This is a genomic window from Coleofasciculus sp. FACHB-542, assembly GCF_014695825.1.
In the GTDB taxonomy this organism is placed as follows: Bacteria; Cyanobacteriota; Cyanobacteriia; order Cyanobacteriales; family FACHB-T130; genus FACHB-T130.
The window spans coordinates 1-20783 of record NZ_JACJPB010000061.1 but is presented as its reverse complement, the minus strand read 5'-3'; the positions used below and the strand labels follow the sequence as shown (position 1 = coordinate 20783).

17 protein-coding genes are annotated in these 20783 nt (G+C 46.2%); 12 read left to right on the top strand and 5 right to left on the bottom strand.

Going from position 1 to position 20783, the window contains the following annotated elements; all coding sequences use genetic code 11:
* Positions 1 to 10 precede the first annotated feature (10 nt).
* From H6F52_RS25020 to H6F52_RS25005, 4 genes are all read left to right on the top strand, one after another.
* Complete coding sequence (locus H6F52_RS25020) at positions 11 to 2641, top strand: AMIN domain-containing protein (RefSeq protein WP_347276251.1); 2631 nt, start codon at positions 11 to 13, stop codon at positions 2639 to 2641.
* Positions 2642 to 3023: 382 nt separating this feature from the next.
* Positions 3024 to 3305 (top strand): HU family DNA-binding protein, encoded by a 282-nt coding sequence (locus H6F52_RS25015; protein WP_190413637.1) that lies wholly within the window; start codon positions 3024 to 3026, stop codon positions 3303 to 3305.
* A 26-nt stretch (positions 3306 to 3331) separates the two neighbouring features.
* A complete protein-coding gene (gene cobD / locus H6F52_RS25010) occupies positions 3332 to 4408 on the top strand; it encodes a threonine-phosphate decarboxylase CobD (protein WP_190537080.1) in 1077 nt (358 codons plus the stop codon).
* A gap of 97 nt (positions 4409 to 4505) precedes the next feature.
* Entirely contained in the window at positions 4506 to 6005 is a 1500-nt protein-coding gene (locus H6F52_RS25005) for an NAD(P)/FAD-dependent oxidoreductase (protein WP_190537079.1), read from the top strand.
* A 24-nt stretch (positions 6006 to 6029) separates the two neighbouring features.
* Here the strand turns inward: H6F52_RS25005 and thyX are convergent, their stop codons facing one another.
* The 3 genes from thyX to H6F52_RS24990 are packed head-to-tail and all read right to left on the bottom strand — an operon-like array spanning position 6030 to position 7939.
* Entirely contained in the window at positions 6030 to 6752 is a 723-nt protein-coding gene (gene thyX, locus H6F52_RS25000) for an FAD-dependent thymidylate synthase (RefSeq protein WP_190537078.1), read from the bottom strand.
* A gap of 12 nt (positions 6753 to 6764) precedes the next feature.
* Positions 6765 to 7346: a dCTP deaminase gene (gene dcd / locus H6F52_RS24995; RefSeq protein WP_190537077.1), complete on the bottom strand. Its 582-nt coding sequence runs from the start codon at positions 7344 to 7346 to the stop codon at positions 6765 to 6767.
* 56 nt (positions 7347 to 7402) lie between these two features.
* A complete protein-coding gene (locus H6F52_RS24990) occupies positions 7403 to 7939 on the bottom strand; it encodes a P-loop NTPase family protein (protein WP_190439959.1) in 537 nt (178 codons plus the stop codon).
* A 292-nt stretch (positions 7940 to 8231) separates the two neighbouring features.
* Here H6F52_RS24990 and H6F52_RS24985 point away from each other — a divergent pair, with 292 nt between their 5' ends.
* Positions 8232 to 8795, top strand: a complete 564-nt coding sequence (locus H6F52_RS24985; protein WP_190537076.1) for an adenylate kinase — start codon at positions 8232 to 8234, stop codon at positions 8793 to 8795.
* 68 nt (positions 8796 to 8863) lie between these two features.
* On the opposite strand, the gene H6F52_RS24980 is transcribed toward H6F52_RS24985, so the two are convergent.
* Positions 8864 to 10138 carry a Mur ligase family protein gene (locus H6F52_RS24980; RefSeq protein WP_190537075.1) on the bottom strand — a complete coding sequence of 425 codons (1275 nt, stop codon included), beginning with the start codon at positions 10136 to 10138 and terminating at the stop codon, positions 8864 to 8866.
* 163 nt (positions 10139 to 10301) lie between these two features.
* Here H6F52_RS24980 and H6F52_RS24975 point away from each other — a divergent pair, with 163 nt between their 5' ends.
* From H6F52_RS24975 to H6F52_RS24960, 4 genes are all read left to right on the top strand, one after another.
* Positions 10302 to 11000, top strand: a complete 699-nt coding sequence (locus H6F52_RS24975; RefSeq protein WP_190537074.1) for a hypothetical protein — start codon at positions 10302 to 10304, stop codon at positions 10998 to 11000.
* A gap of 41 nt (positions 11001 to 11041) precedes the next feature.
* Complete coding sequence (locus H6F52_RS24970) at positions 11042 to 12958, top strand: AAA family ATPase (RefSeq protein WP_190537073.1); 1917 nt, start codon at positions 11042 to 11044, stop codon at positions 12956 to 12958.
* Between the two features lie 95 nt (positions 12959 to 13053).
* Positions 13054 to 13698 (top strand): Uma2 family endonuclease, encoded by a 645-nt coding sequence (locus H6F52_RS24965; RefSeq protein WP_190537086.1) that lies wholly within the window; start codon positions 13054 to 13056, stop codon positions 13696 to 13698.
* 8 nt (positions 13699 to 13706) lie between these two features.
* The gene (locus tag H6F52_RS24960; RefSeq protein WP_190537072.1) at positions 13707 to 15155 is read left to right on the top strand and encodes a DUF1802 family protein; all 1449 of its coding nucleotides are present in this window, start codon (positions 13707 to 13709) and stop codon (positions 15153 to 15155) included.
* 6 nt (positions 15156 to 15161) lie between these two features.
* Here H6F52_RS24960 and H6F52_RS24955 read toward each other — a convergent pair whose 3' ends face one another.
* Positions 15162 to 15806 carry a hypothetical protein gene (locus tag H6F52_RS24955; protein WP_190537071.1) on the bottom strand — a complete coding sequence of 215 codons (645 nt, stop codon included), beginning with the start codon at positions 15804 to 15806 and terminating at the stop codon, positions 15162 to 15164.
* A 434-nt stretch (positions 15807 to 16240) separates the two neighbouring features.
* Here H6F52_RS24955 and H6F52_RS24950 point away from each other — a divergent pair, with 434 nt between their 5' ends.
* The 3 genes from H6F52_RS24950 (at position 16241) to H6F52_RS24940 (ending at position 20437) form a co-directional block, all read left to right on the top strand.
* Complete coding sequence (locus H6F52_RS24950) at positions 16241 to 16666, top strand: DUF4278 domain-containing protein (protein WP_190439948.1); 426 nt, start codon at positions 16241 to 16243, stop codon at positions 16664 to 16666.
* A gap of 448 nt (positions 16667 to 17114) precedes the next feature.
* Entirely contained in the window at positions 17115 to 19724 is a 2610-nt protein-coding gene (gene acnB / locus H6F52_RS24945) for a bifunctional aconitate hydratase 2/2-methylisocitrate dehydratase (protein WP_190537070.1), read from the top strand.
* Positions 19725 to 19789: 65 nt separating this feature from the next.
* A complete protein-coding gene (locus tag H6F52_RS24940) occupies positions 19790 to 20437 on the top strand; it encodes a Uma2 family endonuclease (protein WP_190537069.1) in 648 nt (215 codons plus the stop codon).
* The last annotated feature ends 346 nt before the right edge of the window (positions 20438 to 20783 follow it).

The window sequence follows — 20783 nt, the reverse complement described above, 5'->3', positions numbered from 1 at the left end:
AGCTGTTCAGGTGCAAAAATTGCTTTTGTGTGAGGAGGAAACGGTGAAACAGCTATCAATATTGGGTGGAATCTTGCTCGGTTCAGCACTGGTTCTACCCGGAACACAACGGGTCTTAGCAGCTGCCACGCAAGTAACCGCTGTGCAACTCAATCCCACGGATAATGGTGTTGAAGTGATGCTAAAGACATCTGAGGGCGATCGCTCCGGCAAGGACACTGTCCTACGCCCTCAGATGTTCACACTCAGCCGTGGCAATGAGTTAACGGCAGATGTGCTGAATGCCCGACTGAGCTTACCTGAGGGAGACAGCTTCCGTCAGGAAAATCCGGCTCCTGGCATTGAGTCAATCGTTGTGAGCCAGCGAGAGGACAATAGCGTCCGAGTAACGGTCAGCACTGCTAACAGCAAACCGACCGGGCAGATTAGCCAGAACAAGGAAGGGGGAATCACCTTAAACGTTAACTCTGTTGCACCGCCGACGCTCTCCTCCCAAGCACCTGTTAATTCTTCTCCTACTGCACCTGCACCAACGGCACAGACGCCACCGACTCCAACCCGACTCGCTCAAACGCCAGTTCCGGGCGGTGTATTCCCCCAAACGGCACCCGGTCAAAGCCCTCAGGTTCCAGCACCCAGTGGCATAACCCCCGCGCCCGGTCTACCAGAGGTTCAGCCTCAACCAGTCATCAACCCGCCAAACCCAGATGTTCTGGTGCCAAACCCGCGCATTACCATTGACGGAGTTCCGGCTCCAGCGGCGGGGACAGTGCAACCCGTCAGTCCGGCACCGCCTTTCTTGCCGAGAGCGATCGCGCCCCCAGTCGGCGATATTACTACCTCCAACACCAATGCTGCCCCCGCTGTCATCGATCTCGGTACAGCTGAGCGCGTACCCCGCTTAGTGTTGCGGGATGCTCCCGTCCGAGAAGTTTTAGGGCTGCTTGCCCGTTCTGCGGGTCTCAACCTTGCCTTTACGGGAGGCGCGGCAGCAGGCGGGACTCCGGGGCAACCAGCAGCCGCTCCTGGCCCAGGTGGTGCTACCGAGGGGGGACCTACGATTTCCCTGGATATCGAAAATGAGCCAGTTCAAGATGTCTTCAACTACGTCCTTCAGCTGAGCGGCTTAGAAGCCAACCGAGTTGGACGAACAATTTTTGTGGGTGCCAGACTGCCCGACGATGCTCGAAATATCATCACGCGCAGCCTGCGACTCAATCAAGTCCCTGTCACGGCAGCGGCAAACTTCTTGACGACCCAAGGGGCAGAGACGCAAATCCCTACAGAGCAAATTCAAATTCAGACCATTGGAGAGGGAGCCGCCGCTCGAACCGTAGAAATCAGAACGCCAAGCATTTTAGCACTGAGAGCTACTGAGGGAAATGCCCCTTTACTACTCAAAGGGTTAGCAGTATCAGCCGACGAGCGACTCAATGCCATCACCCTGGTTGGTTCTCCTCGCAAAGTTGAAATTGCGACAAACCTCTTGACCCAGTTAGATGCCCGTCGTCGCCAGGTGGCAGTGAATGTCAAGGTCGTTGATGTCAACCTATTGAACACCAAGGACTTTAACACTAGCTTCTCCTTCGGGATCGGGGATAGCTTCTTCAGTGTTGACCAGGGAGCAGCAGCCTTTAATTACGGCGGTGTCAGACCCCCGACAAACCAGCAGGTGAATACGAGTCAGGTTAGCCCCCCTGTCATCCCGAATCCCTTTAGCGGAGCCAATGTTTTCCTTGACCCAAACAATCCCATCAGCGTACCGGGAACTGTACCAGGTACCATCATAGTGGGTCCGAATGGTGTTACAAGGGCACAAAATTCAGGAGCTGGGCTTTTTCCTAGACCTGTTGTGAATTTAAATAATCCGCTACAGGGTGGTTTCGTAACCATTACTCCAGCTACAGACAATATCATTACTCAAACCGTTGACCCCGCTACTGGAAGGGTAACATCCACTGCAACAGCGGGAACCGTTGGGACGGTTACGGCAGCTCTCCCTTCCCTATTGCAGTTCCCCAGCCGATTTTTATCCTCATTGCGGGCGCAGATTCAAAGCGGCAATGCCAAGATTTTGACTGACCCGACTCTGGTTGTCCAGGAAGGACAGTCGGCTACCGTCAACTTGACTCAAGAGGTTGTGGGTAATATTCGGCGGGAAACGGAAACAACTGAAAATACGACGAATACAACCGTCACCGCAGAAATTAAACAGGCAGGTTTAATCCTCAATATCAGAGTCGAGCGGATTGACGATAATGGTTTCGTCACTTTAGCGGTAAATCCCACCGTAACTGCGATTGGCGGTCAGCAAAATATAGTCGTTGGTGATGATGTTAACCAAATCGCTTTGCTGACAGTGCGTAACCTGAACTCTGGACAACTTCGCCTGCGAGATGGTCAGACGCTGATTCTGTCGGGGATTATTCAAGATTCAGAGCGAACGACCGTATCCAAAGTGCCAATTTTGGGCGATATTCCGCTTCTAGGTGCCTTGTTTAGAAGTACCAACAAGGTCAATCAACGGCAAGAGGTAATCGTGTTGCTGACGCCTCAGATTATTGATGACTCGTCCCGTTCCGCGTTTGGCTACAGCTACACCCCAGGACAAAATGCGCGTCAGATATTGGAGCGTAAGTAAGGGAAGGGGCGTAAGTAACAAGTAGCGATCGCTTGAGCCTTGAAGAGACAAAACACAACTTCCCCCTGTTCGACTTCCGACAGGGGGCTTATTTGTGCCCTAGACGGAGTTTTTGCCTAGGAAACTAGGTTGTGCAACTCTTAAAAAGTGCCCGTTGCCGAAAAATTAATCAAAAAAAACCTCAAATCTACATAACTTAAAGCTTTCGACGATCCATATCCAGCACGCAGACTTTAGAATAATGCAGTGAAACTTCGAGACAGCGAGAGTTTCAGCTTTTTTGAGGCTAAATTGCCCTCAAAGGATCGTGTCTAAAGCCCCAAATAAGGGCTTTAGAGCTAGTGACAATCACGCCCGTACAAACCATTTGGAGTGACTAAACATGAATAAAGGTGAATTGGTTGATGCAGTGGCAGACAAGGCTTCTGTCACTAAGAAGCAAGCAGATGCTGTTTTGACGGCTGCCTTGGAAGCTATCATGGAAGCTGTTTCTTCAGGCGATAAAGTGACTTTGGTGGGTTTTGGCTCTTTTGAATCGCGGGAACGCAAAGCCCGCGAGGGTCGCAACCCTAAAACTGGGGACAAGATGGAAATCCCCGCAACGAAGGTTCCTGCATTTTCTGCGGGTAAGTTGTTTAAAGAAAAAGTCGCGCCCGAAGATTAACCACTCATCCAAAGCGGCAACCATCCTTGACTCGGCCTGTTCACGGGGGTAACTTAGCCTGGGCAGCTGCACTGGCAGGCTGTTCCCCCGACCTCATTGTTGATTTTTCTGCCAGTATTAACCCGTTGGGACCTCCCCAGTCGGCACTCGCAGCGATTGGGGCACATCTAGAGCGCTTACGTGCCTATCCTGACCCAGATTATGGCGAGTTGCGGGTGTCTCTGGGTCAGCGGCACCAACTCCCGCCAGACTGGATTCTGCCTGGGAACGGCTCGGCAGAGTTACTAACCTGGGCAAGTTGGGATTTATCAGAACTGACGAGAACGTGTCTGGTGACACCAGCATTTGGCGATTACTGGCGGGCACTCCGGACGTTTAGCGCCAACGTACTTGAGTGCCCGCTTCCCGATTTTCGATCTTCGATTTTGGACTTACGATTCCCAATCCAAAATCCAAAATCCAAAATCCAAAATCCCATTGGTCTACTGGTGAATAACCCGCACAATCCTACGGGTCAGATGTTTTTCCGGGAGAGTCTGATCCCTTATCTGGAGCAATTTGCGCTGGTGGTGATGGACGAAGCCTTTATGGATTTTCTGCCGCCTTTCCAGCAGCAAAGCCTAATTCCAGTAGTGCAAGAATACCCGAATTTGGTGATTCTGCGATCGCTCACTAAGTTCTACAGTCTGCCAGGGCTGCGCTTAGGTTATGCGATCGCTCACCCAGACCGCCTGCGGCGCTGGCAACAGTGGCGAGATCCTTGGCCCGTCAACACCTTAGCCGCAGCCGCTGGTGTCGCTGTGGTAAAGGATACCCAATTTCAACAGCAAACCTGGGATTGGTTGGAACCGGCTAAGTCCCACCTGTTTCAAGGTTTGGAGCAAATACCGGGATTGCAACCGCTACCGGGTGCCGCTAACTTTTTGCTGGTTGAGTCAGAACAACCCAGTTCGCAAGTCCAGGAAAAACTTCTCAAGCAGAGTAAAATTCTGATTCGTGACTGCTTGAGTTTTCCAGAATTGGGCGATCGCTACTTCCGAGTCGCGGTGCGTTCTGAAGTTGATAACCAGCGCCTAATCGACGGTCTAGCGGCAATTTTGTAATGGCTAATCGTTAATGGCTAATTGTTCATTTTTTCCGATTAGCCATTAGCAATAAACCATTAGCAATCAGCAATTAACAACTGACAAAGAACAAATCATGGCAGTTGAGTACGACTTAGTCGTAATAGGCGGCACGGAGGCAGGGCGTCATGCCGCAATTGCGGCTGCCAACCTGCAAGCCCGCGTCGCCTTAGTCGAACCCCAGCCGCCTCCTGAGGGACGCTGGCAATCGTCCTTACAGTTAGGGTCTCTCTATACCAAAGCTTTGACTCAGGTTAGGCGAGTGATTCACCCGCAAAGTGACTTCAATCGATTCGGTATTCCCTGGGATCTGGCTGATTCTACAGAACAGCAACCCGTTCCAGGGGTGCGATTGACTGAGGCAATCCAGTGGGCGGATGGCGTCGTCTCCACCTTAGAAGAACAACATTCCCCAGCGATTTTGGCTTCTTTGGGTGTTGATGTCATTGTTGGGGAAGGTGAATTTTGCCGTAAACCTTACCTCGCTTTTGTCGTCAATGGACGGAGATTGCGATCGCGTGCCTACCTGATTGCCACGGGTTCTCGTCCGGGGATTGCAGCAATTGACGGACTCGAAGCTACTGGCTATCGGACGCCGATAGATATTTGGCAGCAATCCCCCGAACAGATAGGTGTAGACGCATCTCCTCGCCTCTGCTGGGTGGTCATTGGCGGTGGCGCATCTGGCACCGAACTGGCACAGACTTTATCTCGATTGGGCGCTGATGTCACCCTAGTGGTACGCAGTTCCCACATTCTGCCGAAAGAAGACCCAGAGGCGGCGAGAGTGGTGCAAGCACAGCTAGACATTGAGGGTGTCCGCGTCCTGACTCAAACAGAAGTGACGCAAGTTAAACGAATTGACGACAAAAAGTGGGTTCTCGCTGGCAACAAAGCGATTGAAGCCGATGAAATTTTGCTATGTACTCGACCGCAACCAAATGTCACAACTTTAAACTTGGAAGGTGTTGGCGTCAAGATGAATCGGCGTGGGATGGAGTTGAACGAGAAACTGCAAACAACGAACCCCCGTATCTACGCTTGTGGTGACGTTGCTGGGGGTTATCAAGCTGCCCACATCGCCCAGTACGAAGCCAGCATCGCCCTAAAAAATGCTTTGTTTGCACCCATTTTCAAAGTAGACTATCGCGGCATTCCTACAGGCGTTTTTTCTGAACCGATGCTGGCGCGGGTTGGCTTAACCGAGGCACAAGCGAGACGCCAGTACGGTAAAGATGTCTTAGTGTTGCGACAATATTTCAAGGCAGTAGCAGCAGCCCAGATATTAGGGGAAATCACGGGATTGTGTAAAATTCTGGTGCGTCGCAATGGAGAAATTCTGGGCGCAACGCTAGTGGGGATGGAAGCGGCTGAGTTAATGGGGGCGATCGCTCTCGCTATGCGACAGAACATAAAAGTGGATGCTCTCAGCCAACTGCCTGCCATTTCTCCCACCCTATCAGAAATTATTCAGCAAACTGCTAACGAGTGGCACCGACAACGACTTCGGAAAAATACCCGATTGGAAGACTTCTTAGAAGGCTTTTTTAACTTCAGGCGGTCATGGTCTTCGTAACCATATAAAGTTTATTTTGGCAAGCTATGGAGCTAATTTTGCCTTTTTTGCTCGGTTTTCCAAATACCATTGAGCGATCGCCGGAGTCCATTGTTCAAAATGAACCCAGAGCAATTCGCAAAACTTTTGCGCTTCTAATTGGGCATCTTTTTTCCATCTCAAGTCTAAAAGATGCATGAGCGATCGCACATTACAACTCAGCACAAAATGCTGTCTGGCATCAAAAGGAATAATTCCTCTAGCGTGTTCTTCTGAAAGTCCTTCATCTATGCGTTTTTTATAATGTTTGCAGGCGTCTTCGCACCATTGCAAATCAGCCTGACGTTGTTCCTCCGAATACAAATAGCGTTTTCCCTGACGGTTCGTATAGTTACCAACTGGACGTAAATAGAAAGCTTCTTCTATATCTAATTTGCCCTCTACTACATCAACAATTCTCTGTCCGGTATAACGGAAGGATTGTACATCAAAGCTCACGCCCACGCGATGAGTGCGGAGTTGCTGCATCATTGAATGCGGGAAATAACCCACATTAACAGTAATTTGAGGATGTTCTAGAGGGCCGTAATGTCCGCGATCGCCTGATAATAAATGTTTAATAATCAGTTCGCCGCTTCGCTCTTCATCAGGCCAGCGATCGCAACTATTCCAAACCAACTCTTCGGAGTAATCTTGATGCATTGCTGCCCAGATAACTTGTTGGGGATTCGGCGTGGCAGCAACTACCTCAACACGAAAGTATTTCACCTGAGTATTTCCTTATATCCTTGCTATAACAATTTTTTCCGGCTGATCTTGATATTTACCCTGACGAGATTCATAGCTCACCTCACAAGGTTTACCCTCAAAAAATAGCAGTTGCACAATGCCTTCATTGGGATAAATACGGCAATCTGCATTTGATGAATTGGAAACCTCTAGGGTTAAATGTCCTCTCCAACCAGCCTCAGCAGGCGTTAGATTGCAGATGATCCCGCATCGTGCGTATGTACTTTTTCCAATGCACAATACAGTAATATTTTCAGGCACTTCTAGTCTTTCTAATGCCACTCCTAATCCATAGGTATGAGCTGGCAGAATGAAATAGCTACCATTCGCATCGGTATGGAGTTTTGTCGGCTCCAAATTTTCAGGATTAAAGTTTTTGGGATCGACGACTGTGCCAGGAATATGCCTAAAAATGTGGAATTCCACAGGCGAGAGCCTGATATCGTAACCAAAGCTGCTCAGACCAAACGAGATAACAGGTAAATCGTCCACGCGACGAACTAATTTAGGCTCAAAGGGCGAAATCATACCCTTTTGAGCCATTTCAGTAATCCAGATATCGTTCTTAATCACAGGTTCACAAGTAATCCCAACCGGAATACTAGGATAGCGTGAAGTGAGTGCATTCCCTACGGTCGGTGACTACGACGTATTTCAGTAATTTGATCGGCGACATCCAGAAGCGCTTGGGGCATTTCTGGGCCAGTCAAAATGATATCTACATGAGCAGGGCGTTTTTCAAGCAGCGCCAGTACCTCGGATTCGGGAATTAAGCCAAAGTTAATCGCTAAGCTCAATTCATCCAGAACGACGAGGGAATATTTGCCTTCGGATATTACTTTCTGGGTATGCTGCCAAAGCTGGAGTAAAGAGTGAGTTTCCGCTTCGTCGAGGTGCGGGGTATCAATGCAACGAGGTAAGTCGCAGCGAACCCAATCTAGATTTTGCCCTAAGCGCATGGGATGTTCGTGTCCCTGATTAATTCCGCCTTTGAGGAACTGAATTACTAAAACTGAGGTTCCTTGACCGGCAATTCGCAGCGCTTGCGCTATCACTCCGGTAAAAAAGCTGCGGTGAGCGCCGGTAAAAACTTGCACCAGTCCTTCAATAGTGGGGAGCAGGCGACGATCTGAATGAAGCGCTGGGGTTTCTAGCTGGGCAACCATAAGACGAAGTTTAATCGTGAGGAATCTTGACGCGCGTATCGCTTGCCCCAGAAAAGTTTGGTTGGCAAACGATATGTAGTGTGTTTTTTTATTTTGCCTCATAATCAAACACTAGATATATCCATCCGTCAAGCCCGTCAAGTGCTAACTATCCTGTATTAGTTCTTGGCTTCGTCAGTCTCGCTAAGCGCCCGATCAATGGCAAAATAGCCAGCATGGGCTTGGTTAAAAGCTGGATCAAAGTTCAGCTTCCAGGCGATGCTTGATTCAATCACAGCAGGAGCAAGGTGCCGTGAGACTGATAATTCTAGGAGGGCCTGGGGCAGGTAAGGGAACGCAGACTGCATTGCTATGCAGTCACCTGGGGATTCCTGGAATTTGCACGGGCGACATTTTGCGGCAAGCGATCGCATCCCAATCTCCCCTCGGTATCCAAGCACAATCCTATGTAGAAAAGGGTGAGTTAGTGCCCGATCGCCTGATGATCGAATTTATGCGCCAGCGTCTTCAACAGCCGGATATCAAGGGTGGATGGCTGTTAGATGGGTATCCGCGTACTGCTTTTCAAGCAGAAGAATTAGATTTTTTGTTGGAAGATTTGGGGCAACATCTAGATTGGGCAATTTGGCTAGAAGTGCCAGAATCAGTGTTGATGAGCCGTTCTTTAGAGCGATCTCGTCCAGACGATCAACCAGAAATCGTAAAACGCCGCCTCGAATTATTCCAAGAACGCACGATTCCTATCCTGGAATACTACGAACATCGCCAAAGGTTATTGACTGTCAACGGAAACCAAACCCCAGAGCAAGTGCAGCACGATATTTTGTGCAAAAACTTGGCGGCGAGTGCTGAGTAATCCAGGGATTCTTCCTCTGCGTTACTTTGCGTTTACCTTAGCGTTCCTCTGCCTTGAAAATACAAGGATTATTTGGATGCAGCAGAGCGGTTTTGTTCCAGAAAATGACCTAGTAAATAAAGTGAACCACACAAAACTAATAAACTTTCTGGAGAAATCGCAGCTTCTAATCCAGCCGCAAGATCCGGGTAGGTGCGACAATCGGCTAATTCTGGGCAGATATTTTGAGCCAAGGTAGCTAAATATTCTGGCTCGGCGGAACTATGATCCGGGACGGGGACTAAATACAAGCGATCGCCCTTTCTGAGTAATGCACTAAAAATATCCGCATGATCTTTCGTAGAAAGCATCCCCATCACCCAATAGATCGGTGATTTTTCTAAAGTATCGACATATTGACGCAATGCGATCGCGGCGGCTGGATTATGGGCACCATCGATCAATAACGGATGATTTTGCCAAGTTGTCCACTGAAGACGCCCAATCCATTGAGTTTTTGCCATACCAGAAGCGATCGCTGCTTCTGAAATTTCCCAACCTTGCTGTTGAAGAATTTGGAAAGATGCGATCGCTAGCGCCGAATTATTCAGCTGAAAATCTCCCAATAACGGCAAAGGATACTTGATCCCCTGATACTCCACCCTTCTTTCTTCCCCTGGCGTCTGCGTCTTCGCGGTTCCTAAGTCCACCGCTGGTTCAGCCCAAACAACCGGACACCCCAAATCAATAATCCGAGCACGTACCACTGCCCTTGCCTCCTCTGGCAACTGTCCCACGACAGCTGGACATCCCGCCTTGAGGATACCGGCTTTTTCTCTGGCAATATCCGCTAAAGTAGGGCCAAGGTTCTGCCAGTGCTCTCGACTGAGAGAAGTAATAATCGTGACGAGGGGGTTAGGGCATACATTCGTCGCATCCAGACGCCCTCCTAAACCCACTTCCACCACCGCCACATCTACCTGCGCTTGAGCAAAATACAACCAAGCGGCGGCGGTGATAACTTCAAACTGCGTCGGTGACTCTTCATCCGGTTGGATAGCCGCTTGGACTTGTAGCAGCAAATTTTCTAGCGTTTCTAGCGATATCGGCTGTTCGTTTAGACAGATGCGCTCGTTCCAATCGACTAAATGAGGGGAAGTATACCGCCCGACGCGATAACCGGCTTCAGTCAGCACTGCGGAAAGGTAAGCACAAACTGAGCCTTTACCATTCGTTCCAGCGACATGAATCACTGGTACTTTGTGGTGCGGGTTGCCCAAGTCTGCCAATAATTTTTGAATGCGTTCTAAACCGAGATGAACACCAAAGCGCTGAAACGGTTGAAGAATTGAGTCGATATCCACAAGCCACCAGATACTAACTTTTTTTAACCAAACTTAATGTTTTAGTAAATTGGCTTTTTTTCCGTGTCTCATCGCAATTCGCTTGAGAGTGACGGGAACTATAACTTTGGTTAGATTGAATGGGAATACTAATTGTAGATCGCAATTATCTGGAATTACTGAGATGACAACAAAAGAAAAATCAAAAGATACCGCTAAAGGGTTAAAAGGTACGGAAGCTCACGCCAAAACTCGCGTGCTTCTTGCTTTGTGGGATTTGGGAGGAACTGATGAGGAAGTTAAAAAAGGTGATTTAACCGAAAGAGTTAAACGGACGAACGAGAAGGCAGGAGACTATCAAGGCGTTTTTGAACAGTTGCAAACATCTGGAGCGATCGCTATCTCCAAAAACAAAATATCCCTGTCTGGTAAAGGCGTTGAGATGCTTGGTGAGGGACTGAAAAACGCTGATTTCGAGTTTGACAGCCAACTTGGGGCAAAAACTGGCAATGCTTTGTTGAAATGGCTCAGAGAGAGGGGAACGCCTGTAAATGGGGCTACTGCTACATCGAGTAAGGCAACCGAGAAAGCGATCGCATCCTACGACGAGTTTAAGCCTGTAGCGTTGGATGTCTACGAGCGGCTGAACCGGGATTATAACCTAGACGATCTGGTGCCGATTTACCGGATTCGCCGAGAGATTGGGGAACGAGTTACGCGATCGCAGTTCAACGAGTGGTTGCTGGAAATGCAAGCCAACGATCTTGTACAACTCATAGGTGGCGAGATGACAGACATCACACTTGATAAAGCTGAAGACTCCATCAAAACTGAACTTGGCGCAGTACGCTATTATGTCAAGCGCCTAAGTTCTAAAAATTGACCTAAATCTTTTTATAAATTCGTTACCTCACACAATAAGCCATGACTAACTCTTCTGTTTCCTCCACTGAAGACCTTAACACTGCTCTTTTGAGTCAAAACCCGTTTGCTAAGCCTTCTAATCTTAATGCCACTGATGTTTGGGGTAAGAGTTTCAGTGATGTTGAAACTCTTAATGCCCATGCTTCTAATGCAGTTTTTCAGGCACTTGAGCAAATTAGTGCTGGTCAATACTCAACAACTTCAATAGTCATCTCTGCTCAGAACGGAACGGGTAAAACCCACATTATTAGCCGTATCCGCCATCGTCTACAAGTTCAGGGTGGTGGATTGTTTGTCTACGCTGGCAAATATGGTGATCTTTCCCAAATTAGACAAGGATTTCAACGAATTTTAGCCGAAAGCCTTGGAAAGGTTGGCTCTCAAGGGGTGACACAATGGCAGGAACTAGCAACAGAAATGACTAATCATGCTTTAAAAGTTGTCAAACCAAACCCTAAACTTTTTTCTCCTAAACAATTAGTTGAACGATTTAAGACCAGCAAGCCACCTCAAGTCAAGAAATTGGTAAAGGATCTAACAAAAGCCTTTCCGAAAGCTAAAGATATTAACGATCCTGATATTGTCAAAGCGATTTTCTGGACACTTTCAGATGAAGAATCACTTTATGCAATCAAATGGTTAGAGGGTCAAGAACTAGCTTACAACAAATCCATTGAATTAGAATTACCTAGCCAACGTCAATCTTTTGATGCAGTTCTGCAAATCTTAGATTTAATTAGTGAATACAAGGAACTCGTTATTTGTTTTGATGAGTTAGATACGCCTGATGCCTACGATGCTGTTAGTGGTTTGCACATAAGCCAAATTGTTGCTGGCTTAATTAAAGATATGTTGCAAAACCTCAGTCGTGGCGTGATTTTGAGTGTAATGATGCCTAATCAGTGGAGGGATAAAGTAAAGCAGCTACCTGGTGGAGTTTATAATAAAGTTTCTGCTCAGGGAAATCCTATTGACTTAAATTACATGGACGGAGAATCTATTGTTGAATTAGTTACTTTGTCGTTGAGAAATTATTACGAAGTACGAAACTTAGTTCCTTCCGATCCACTTTATCCATTTACAGAAAGCCAACTCCGCAACCTTGGTAAAGAAAAACCAACCATTAGAGAGGTTTTAGATTGGTGCAAAAAGAACTGTAATCCTCCAATTATAGGCCAGGTTGTAAAAGAAGACGATCCAGTCGAAACTGCTTTTACAAAAGAGCTTGAGCAAGAGCCAGAAAATTACTTGGATGATAATTTCCAACTTGCTGATGCTCTTTTATTTGGCTTTCAGACATTCATTGGACAAACAGTAGAAAGAGTAACCATTGAAGAGGTTACAGATAAAGTCTGTAAAAATAAAACAGACAAGCACCTCAATTTCAAGATAATTGGCAAAGAAAACGGACAACCTGTAAAAATTGGCGTTGCAGTTCTTCAGTATGCTGGTGGTGTCTCATTATCAACAGGTTTGGGCAAGCTGAATGACTATAAAAAATTTGATTTAACTAGAGGTTGTTTAGTTCGTTCCAGGTCTAAGAAAATGACTAAACCTATGGAATCCAAGTATCTTGAACCTCTAATTAGAGAACAAGGTGGAGAATTTGTGGAACTCAAAGAAAATGAGATAAAACCTCTAATAGCTATTCGTGCTGTCTATCAAAAGCGAGAAGTGGACTATAAGCTAAGTGAGGCTGAAATTATTAAGTTTATCACTGAGAAAGGAGCTGAGAAAATGCTGGGAAGCACTAACCCTTTGCTTAAAGAGATTCTCAGCGATCCATCTTATGAAGTACCTACGGATATGATTGAAGAAGAACCCATAGTTTCAGAGGAACCTATGACGTCTGATGTAGCTGAATCAGACAACATGGAAGAGGGAATCAACACCTTACTCAGCAAAATTAATGCTTGACTTCCGCATCACCTGATAATAAATATATCTTGAAAATGTCAGTCGAGTATCCATCTGACCTTTTCAAGATATGTCTAATCAAAACTGATAAATCTATGAGTACCATGCGGACAAAACTACCGACTGATACTTGGGTTGTAGCTACATGGGATGAATTTATCCAAACCATTGAAGACCCAGCTTATCAAAAAGCTAAAGGCTATTACTACAATGGACGAATGAGGATTGAAACTATGTCAGTAGGTCCCGATCATGCAAAAGATAATGGGATTATTGCTATTGCTGTCACCTTATTTGCCGCCCTAAAAAACATTCCACTGAATTGCTTGGATAACTGTAGCTACCGGAAAACAGGTGTTCGAGAGTGTCAACCTGATGTATCTTATTACATCGGAGAAAAAGCGCAAATGGTACCAATAGGAACAGCGATTGCTAATCTTGACATTACTCCACCGCCAGATATAGCTATTGAAATTTCTGACAGTACCCTAGCTGATGACAAAGGCGAAAAACGCTTACTTTATGAAGATATAAAAGTTGCGGAATACTGGATAGTTGATGTGCAACAAGCCGAAATAATTGCTTTTGAAATAATCTCTAGTGGTGGTAGTAGAAGAATTACCCAATCTCAAATATTACCAGGTTTAGAGATGGCAGTATTAGAAGAGACTTTACGGCGCAGCCGTCAAATGGCACACTCTCAAGTTGTGGCTTGGTTATTAACTCAATTTCAACCATAAGATGAAGTATGTCGCCAGTCACTTCCGTCAGCATTGATACTGCTTTAAGACTACCAGCGCCAGACATTGAAGCGTTAATTCAAGGGAGAGCGATCGCAGCTACGCCTCAGACATTCATTGATCCAGGGCGACAATTTGCCCTCTATCCTGCTGATGCTTCGATTAACTTGCTACCAACCAATCAACAATATCGCCCGAATTTTTTGTCTATTGCTCAAACTGTATGTTCTCAGTTAAAGCCTGAAACAGTCACAATTAAAGCTTGGGCTAAGTGCGAATTGTGCCAAATTATAGATAATTCTGAAGCGTTAGAAGCTTTATCGAGGTTGACAATTTGGACAGAAGAAGCATTGCAGCAAATTCTGTCTCAACGTCCTTTTATTTTTCTGGCATATTTGCGAGTCTATCCGCTAACTCAGCCGATTGAAGTTCCAGTAAATCCCAAGGGTAATTTCGTTTCTTTACCGAATCCCCTGACTGTTACAGAATCTTCGCCTGTATTGAGTGATCGCATCTTCTCCCAACGCCGATACCAGCTAGAAAATCGACTACCGCCATCGCATCCAGAATTGGAAGAGTTGCAGAATGCGATCGCTCAGATGTCTATCGCTGATCCAGCATCTGAGAAATTAAATCACTATATCAAAACATTTTTAGGTTGGGCAAACGAACAACCTATCCAACAGCTTGATCCAGACCTTTCTTGGATTAGTACAATCAATGCTTTGGGCACTGCTACGACTGGCGGTAATTACGAAAAAGGCACAGCTTTTGAACAAATCGTCCATAAAAGCCTAGCCTTTTTAGGCTTTGGTGTTGACTCCAATGCTAAAGGCGGTGCAGGTGGTATGGACTTGTACTGTATAAAGCCTTATCCGTTAGTAGGAGAATGCAAAGCAGGTAAGAGTATCCCTGATGGTACAGTTGAAGAATTAATCAGAATTGGGACAAGACATCTGGGTGCAGATGGTTTTCAAGTAGCTGTTAAGTTAATTATTGGTCCTGGTCAACCGACACCTAATCTTCAAAAATCAGCCGAAAAGTTTGCTTTTGGAATCAGCATCATTAATCCTATGACTTTACAAAAGCTAGTTCAATTACAAGCTAAATTTCCTGGTTCAGTCAACCCAATTGAGCTAAAACCGTATTTAGTGCCTGGACAAATTGACTATAGGATCGATGAATATATTCAAAAAGTTGAAAGTAGTATTCGTCTGCGATCGCATCTAGTCCAGCTTGTAAAAAATTACTTGCAAAACACAGGTTTAGATAATGCTGGTATTGAAGCTTTACATGGTGCATATTTTGGCTCCCATCCTCCTCAGCCATTAAAAACTGAGGAAATGCACGATATTCTGATTGAGCTTTCCTCGCCTTTAACAGGATACTTGGGGCGGAAAAAGGGGAGTGATGGGAGCGATCGCTTCTATTTCCTCCGTGACTTGCCAGCCGCATAAGCTTTATTAGTCAGGACAATGGCAGGTATTCGTTGTATAGCATCTTTGGCGACTTCCTCTCTTCTTTCCGTCTCTGTCGTAACAGTCTCCATCGTCCCGACATTCTAATTTTTCCTCACAGATGGTATCGCGGGGAAAAACTCCAACATCTTTGACAGAAACTTCCGCTGTAAAAGTGCCTTGTTCAATTATTCTTTCTCCTTCTTTAATTTCATACTCAAACTTATTTTCGCCTTCTAAAACTGCAAAAGTACGAGTTTGATGGCTATTTCCCAAACTCAAATCAACCCCTTGAGAATATTGCCCTTCACTGTAACCTCTACTCGTGTAGGGATAAGGATTACTCTTCATGCCCTGAGTCACGTTCCGGATTGTCACTTTCCTTTTCGGTGCGGGTGGAGTTGATTTAGAAACAAACTGAGCTTTCCTTGTGCCGGGATTCATTACAGTTCCCGGACATTGTCCGACATATTCAACTCGCTTAAATTGAATTTCATTGACATCGAAATTATTGCCGTTACTTACCAGGAACTCCGCCCCGTTTGCATTTGCCCGATTCACAAAAACCACAACCAGCACGAAAGCCGCAATGATTAGAATGGCGGTTCTTTTGATTAAAATTTGTAACGCAGAAAAGCTTTTGGGTTTCATAATTTTTCTTGGCACCACTAAAATCGAGTTGTTTATCCTTCTGAGGAGGTAGACGAAGTTTAATACTTCCGATAGAGGGTTCTTGACTAATTTTAGTGTCGTTGATGAACCATTGATTGTTTCCCGATTTGTACAGCTACTTTTCGCTTCTCCCGGCAACTAAATCAAGTAAAGCAATAGGCATCAGCAGCCAGTAGAGTCTAGTTGGACGATTTCCCAGCGATCGCTCAAAAGATTTTCTTAAAATCTCTTAAAAATTGACACTTTAAAAGGAAAAATGTAAAAATAGATACAGAAATAAATTAGCTAGTTCACCACTGACTGAGTATTCATAGCCGTCAGTGGCTCTGGGGAATAAAAGTAGAGCGCGATCGCGAAGCAGCGTGCCTTGCTTAGTAACAAATACTCAGGAAACTCAATCGGAGGCGAAACTTATGAAACTCTCTTATCGCGGCGTCAGCTACGAAAAAACTTCACCCACGCTGGAAGTAACCGAAAGCGAGATTGTGGGTAAGTATCGGGGACAGACTTACAACGTTGCATATCCCAGACATATTGCAGTTCCCGATGCGATTGTTAACTTGAACTATCGGGGAGTCCCCTACTTCATCGGCAAAACCGGCACGACTAGGGATGCTCTAGAGAGGCAAATCTCATGCGAAGGGATCGCACCTCTAGGCGATCGGAAATTGCCAACCGATACAACTCGTCGAAAAGTGTTGGATAACGCGGCTAAAAGTCACTTAGCGAATATCCACCGCAGCCTGGAACATCGGATACAGGTTGCTAAAGCCAAAGGTGATGAAAATCTAATTCGCCTTCTAGAAGCAGAGTCGAAGCAACTGACATTGTGCCTCTAGGAGTTTCCAGAATATCTGGCTGTGCTTGCGGTTGAGTCAGCAGTAATTGCTGACTCAACCGTAAAGAGTGAAGGAGCGCACTCCTCCCCCTTTAGGTGTAAAATCTTATCTAAGCACGAAATCTTCAAAGCTGAAGACGACGGATTCCTGGTTTATAAAGCTACGTGGGCGATAGAGAGCGATCGCCCTTTTTTTATGGGAATGTATCCTGCCAGATCAACCGTTACGGGTAAGGGTAGTTGCAGCGAATCCTACAAATTTTATTCCATTTTTTCACAATAATTAATAAAGTTGATCTGCGACTTAAGCAGTAGCGCCATACCTTGTGTTGACTTCTAACTATCGAGGGCAAAAGCGTGTGAATCGCATCCTCCCGATTGAGAACACAAAAGCGATGTGATAAAAGCGCTACCGCCCCCAAATTTTGCTGAGATTAGGAGACTTGAAAATGCTTGAATCTTATCGTCAACACGTCGCTGAGAGGGCGGCACTCGGAATTCCACCACTGCCGTTGGATGCCCAGCAGACTTCTCAATTGTGCGACTTGTTGAAAAATCCTCCAGCGGGTGAAGAAGAGACGTTGTTGGAATTGCTGCGCGATCGCATTCCTCCAGGCGTCGATCCGGCTGCTTACGTGAAAGCTGGCTTTCTCACCGCTGTCGCCAAAGGCGAAACCATTAGCCCTCTAGTTACCCCCATCTATGCAGTAGAACTGCTGGGAACAATGGTAGGTGGTTACAACGTGCAATCGTTGATAGATTTACTCAAATCTGACGATGAATTGGCATCAGCCGCCGCAACAGCTTTAAGCAAAATCATGCTGGTGTATGATGCCTTCCACGATGTCTTAGAATTGTCCGAGACGAATTCCTATGCCAAGCAAGTCATTGACGCTTGGGCGGCGGCGGAGTGGTTTACCAGTCGCCCCACCTTGCCAGAAGCGATTACCGTCACCGTGTTTAAGGTGCCCGGAGAGACGAACACCGACGATTTATCTCCCGCCACCCATGCCACAACTCGCCCGGATATTCCCTTGCACGCCTTGGCAATGCTGGAATCTCGGCAACCGGGAAGTTTGGAAACGATTGTCGAGTTGAAGAAAAAAGGGCATCCCGTGGCGTATGTAGGGGATGTCGTCGGAACGGGTTCTTCCCGGAAATCTGCGATTAACTCTGTTTTGTGGCACATTGGGCACGATATACCCTTCGTACCTAATAAACGGGCGGGGGGATATATATTAGGGAGTGCGATCGCGCCGATTTTCTTCAACACCGCCGAAGATGCAGGTGCATTGCCCATCCAGTGCGATGTCACCCACATGGAAACCGGCATGGTAATCACCATTTATCCTTACAAAGGTGAAATTACCAACGAATCAGGCGAAGTAATCTCCATCTTCAGCCTCAAACCCGACACCATCACTGACGAAGTACGCGCAGGCGGACGTATTCCCCTCCTGATTGGGCGTACCCTCACCGATAAAACCAGAATTGCCCTCGGATTAGTAGAACCCAGTCCAATCTTTATCCGCCCTCGCCCTCCCATCGATACCGGCAAGGGATTTACTCTAGCGCAGAAAATGGTCGGGAAAGCCTGCGGACTCAATGGTGTGCGTCCCGGCACTTCCTGCGAACCGCTGATGACAACAGTTGGTTCTCAGGATACAACAGGACCCATGACCCGCGACGAGTTGAAAGAACTCGCCTGTCTCGGTTTCAGCGCAGATTTGGTGATGCAGAGTTTCTGCCACACCGCCGCTTATCCGAAGCCCGTTGACATCAAAACCCATCACGAACTGCCCGATTTCTTTGCATCTCGCAGCGGCGTCGCCTTACGACCCGGCGATGGCATTATCCATTCTTGGCTGAATCGGATGCTGCTACCCGATACCGTAGGAACGGGCGGCGACTCCCACACCCGTTTCCCCTTGGGAATTTCCTTCCCCGCCGGTTCCGGCTTAGTTGCTTTTGCAGCTGCTTTGGGCGTGATGCCTTTAGATATGCCAGAATCCGTCTTAGTGCGGTTCAAAGGCGAGTTGCAACCCGGTGTGACGCTGCGGGATATCGTGAACGCGATTCCCTACGTGGCAATTCAAAAAGGTTTGCTAACAGCAGAGAAGCAGAACAAGAAAAACATCTTCTCCGGGCGAATCATGGAAATTGAAGGCTTGCCAAATTTAAAAGTTGAGCAAGCTTTTGAACTTACCGACGCCAGTGCCGAACGTTCTTGTGCAGGCTGCACAATTAAGTTAAGTATCGAGACAGTTTCTGAATATCTGCGTTCCAACGTAGCGCTGATGAAAAATATGGTAGCGCGGGGTTATCAAGATGCCCGTACCATCATGCGCCGCGTGGCAAAAATGGAAGAATGGTTGGCAAATCCCGCATTAATGGAAGCCGATTCAGATGCAGAATATGCGGAAATTATCGAGATTGACTTGAACGAAATCAAGGAACCAATCGTCGCCGCACCCAATGACCCGGATAATGTTAAGTTGCTGTCCGAAGTTCAGAATGACCCTGTGCAGGAAGTATTTGTCGGTTCTTGCATGACGAATATCGGTCATTATCGCGCTACTGCAAAGGTACTGGAAGGGGAAGCAGCAGTTAAAACCCGCCTCTGGATTTGTCCTCCAACCCGCATGGATGAACACCAACTCAAGGAAGAAGGTGTTTATAGCGTATTTGATGCCGCAGGTGCGCGTACAGAAATGCCGGGATGCAGTCTCTGCATGGGAAATCAGGCGCGTGTGGATGACGGTACAACCGTGTTTTCTACTTCCACTCGCAACTTCAATAATCGCATGGGCAAAGATGCACGAGTTTATCTCGGTTCGGCTGAATTAGCTGCTGTTTGTGCGATGTTAGGACGCATTCCCACAGTGCAAGAATACATGGAGATTGTGGCGAAGAAAATTCATCCTTTTGCGGGTGATTTGTATCGCTATCTCAACTTCGACCAAATCGCTAATTTTGAGGATGAAGGTCGCGTAATTTCCCTGGAAGATATGCCCAAGATTGAGGATATTTTGGGTATTCCCTCTGGTGCGTTGCGCTAGTTCATAATGAAGGTAGGGTGGGAATTGCCCACCCTACTTTCCAATATTGAAGATGAAGCTTAAAGATGCTATTGGAATTAAAGCGATTTAATATCCCGCCTGGTCATAAAGTTTTTCTTGAAGATATAACCTGGCAAGAATTTGAAACCATTTTAGAAGAGTTAGGCGAACATCGTGCGTCAAGAGTAGCTTATGACAATGGAATATTAGAAATCATGACACCCTTGTCAGAGCATGAAACCAATAAACTGTTTATCAGCAACTTTATTGAAATTATTTTAGAAGAACTAGATATTGATTTTTATCCTCTTGGTTCTACTACTTTTAAAAACCCGGATATGCTGAAAGGGATAGAACCCGATAACTGTTTTTATATTCAAAATGAAGCAGCAGTAAGAGGAAAAGAAAGATTAGATTTATCCATCGACCCACCTCCAGATTTAGCCTTAGAGATAGATATAACTTCTCGCACTCATCCAAGTATTTATGAGGCTTTAGGAGTGCCTGAGCTTTGGCGATTTGAAAAAGGCAAGTTACATATTAATGTATTACGAGACGGTAAGTATATCGAGTCAGATTTTAGTCTGATTTTTCCTAATTTACCACTGGCTCATGTAATTCCCCAATATTTAAGTCAGGTAAAAGCTATTGGTAGGAATAATACAATGAGAGCTTTTAGAAATTGGATACGAGAACAAATTACAGTATCGTAAAATTTTAGTCTCAACTTCGATTAACTAACTGTTTTGAGGATGAATGTCCCGTGATTTTGCTGGAAGATATGCCCCGGATTACGGATATTTTGGGGATCTCTACGGTGGCTGGTAGATAGTTATTCAAGTCTAATTTGTTTAAAACCCTTTCTCTTGTTACAGAAAGGGCTTTTTTTGTGGACATCTAGTTTTGCATTACCCGTCTAAGTATTTGGGCACCTATGTTAGGATATCCCTCTTCTGTCACTTTCCGAGTATTCTGAATAAAAGGATTAAAAGAAAAAACTCTGGAAGGTAAGTAGGGCAATGGATGTAGAATTACAAATTCTGAAACATTTAGCAAGAG

Bases quoted from the DNA above. Each gene is read 5' to 3' on its own strand.
- H6F52_RS25015 (WP_190413637.1), top strand. From the start codon at position 3,024: ATGAATAAAGGTGAATTGGTTGATGCAGTGGCAGACAAGGCTTCTGTC.
- H6F52_RS25005 (WP_190537079.1), top strand. From the start codon at position 4,506: ATGGCAGTTGAGTACGACTTAGTCGTAATAGGCGGCACGGAGGCAGGG.
- H6F52_RS24990 (WP_190439959.1), bottom strand. From the start codon at position 7,939: ATGGTTGCCCAGCTAGAAACCCCAGCGCTTCATTCAGATCGTCGCCTG.
- H6F52_RS24975 (WP_190537074.1), top strand. From the start codon at position 10,302: ATGACAACAAAAGAAAAATCAAAAGATACCGCTAAAGGGTTAAAAGGT.
- H6F52_RS24970 (WP_190537073.1), top strand. From the start codon at position 11,042: ATGACTAACTCTTCTGTTTCCTCCACTGAAGACCTTAACACTGCTCTT.
- H6F52_RS24965 (WP_190537086.1), top strand. From the start codon at position 13,054: ATGAGTACCATGCGGACAAAACTACCGACTGATACTTGGGTTGTAGCT.
- H6F52_RS24960 (WP_190537072.1), top strand. From the start codon at position 13,707: ATGTCGCCAGTCACTTCCGTCAGCATTGATACTGCTTTAAGACTACCA.
- H6F52_RS24955 (WP_190537071.1), bottom strand. From the start codon at position 15,806: ATGAAACCCAAAAGCTTTTCTGCGTTACAAATTTTAATCAAAAGAACC.
- H6F52_RS24950 (WP_190439948.1), top strand. From the start codon at position 16,241: ATGAAACTCTCTTATCGCGGCGTCAGCTACGAAAAAACTTCACCCACG.
- acnB (WP_190537070.1), top strand. From the start codon at position 17,115: ATGCTTGAATCTTATCGTCAACACGTCGCTGAGAGGGCGGCACTCGGA.
- H6F52_RS24940 (WP_190537069.1), top strand. From the start codon at position 19,790: ATGCTATTGGAATTAAAGCGATTTAATATCCCGCCTGGTCATAAAGTT.